The organism is Melaminivora alkalimesophila (assembly GCF_000282995.1).
GTDB classification, from domain to species: Bacteria; Pseudomonadota; Gammaproteobacteria; order Burkholderiales; family Burkholderiaceae_C; genus Melaminivora; species Melaminivora alkalimesophila.
In genome coordinates, this window is the sequence record NZ_ALEE01000633.1 from 1 (window position 1) to 1,202 (window position 1,202).

The window sequence follows — 1,202 nt, forward strand, 5'->3', positions numbered from 1 at the left end:
CCCGCCGGCGGCAGCACGCCCACCAGCAGCGCGCGCACCCCGTCCCAGACGATCTCCACCCCCACGCACAGCAGCATGAAGGCCATGAGCCGCAGGAACACGATCTGGCCGGTCTCGCCCAGGCGGTGCAGCAGGCGGCTGGCGTAGCGGAAGGTGAGCGCCACCAGCACGCCCAGAAGCGCCGCCGCCAGCAGCCCGCCCGCCATGTTCGCCAGGGTGGTCGGCAGGCTGCTGCGCGTGTGCAGGCTGGCGCCGATGGCGATCGACACGGCGATCGAGCCTGGCCCGCAGGTGAGGGGAAAGGTGAGTGGGTAGAAGGCCTTGATGTGCGCCCGCTCCTCGCTGATCGACAGCGCCATGCTGGTCGTCTCCTCGCTGGTCACCTGCTGCGCGTGCAGCATGCGCCAGGCGATGGAGGCGACGATCATCCCGCCGGCGATGCGCACCACCGGCAGCGACACGCCGAAGATGTGCAGCACGTAGGAGCCCATCAGCATGGCGCCGGCCAGCAGCAGGCCGGCGTTCTTGCCCACGCGGCGCGCCAGCTGCGCGCGGGTCGCGTCGTTCAGGCCGCGCGTCAGGTCCACGAAGATGGGCGCCGAGGCCAGCGGGTTGATGATCGGCAGCACGCCGGCCAGCACGAACAGCACGCTGCGGGCGAAGGCGGCGAGCAGGTCGGCAGGGGTCAGTTCCATGGCGGGGACGGCAGCAAGGGGCAGGGGGCGTCGTGGCAGGCTGCCCGATCATAGGCCCCGCGCCCCGGGGCGGCGGCGCTCAGAAGCGGAAGTCGAGCGTGCGGCTGCCCCCTCCCACCTGCACCGTGCGCGAGTGGCTCTGGCCCGCGCCCTGCACGTCCACCTGGTAGCTGCCAGCGGGCAACTGCAGCAGGCACACCGGGCCGTTCGCGACGAAGGACATGGCCTCGCCCTGGCCGCCCTGCGGGCGGATGCGCACCTCGATGTTGGCCTCGTAGGCCCCGTCGGCGCGGGCGAACAGCAGCGACAGCGGGTGGTCTTTCATGGCGGCGCGCATGGCCTCGGACTCGTCGCTGCCGATGCCGCCGCACTGGTAGCGCAGCGCGCCCGCGGTCTGCACGGCCGGCAGGCGGGCCTCGGACTGGCCGGCGGATGGCTGCGCCAGGGCGGTGGCGCCCGCGCAGAGGAAGGCAGCGGCGGCGCCCAGGGAAGCGAGCCGGCGGGGCC

Annotated in this window: 2 protein-coding genes; both read right to left on the reverse strand. The window is 73.4% G+C overall.

Translation table 11 applies throughout. The features are described from left to right. Window positions 1–695, reverse strand: a 695-nt coding sequence (locus A612_RS12340) for a MarC family protein (RefSeq protein ID WP_019374778.1), incomplete at its 3' end; no start/stop codon positions are given. 79 nt (window positions 696–774) lie between these two features. Next, window positions 775–1,202, reverse strand: a 428-nt coding sequence (locus A612_RS12345; RefSeq protein WP_019374779.1) for a hypothetical protein, incomplete at its 5' end; no start/stop codon positions are given.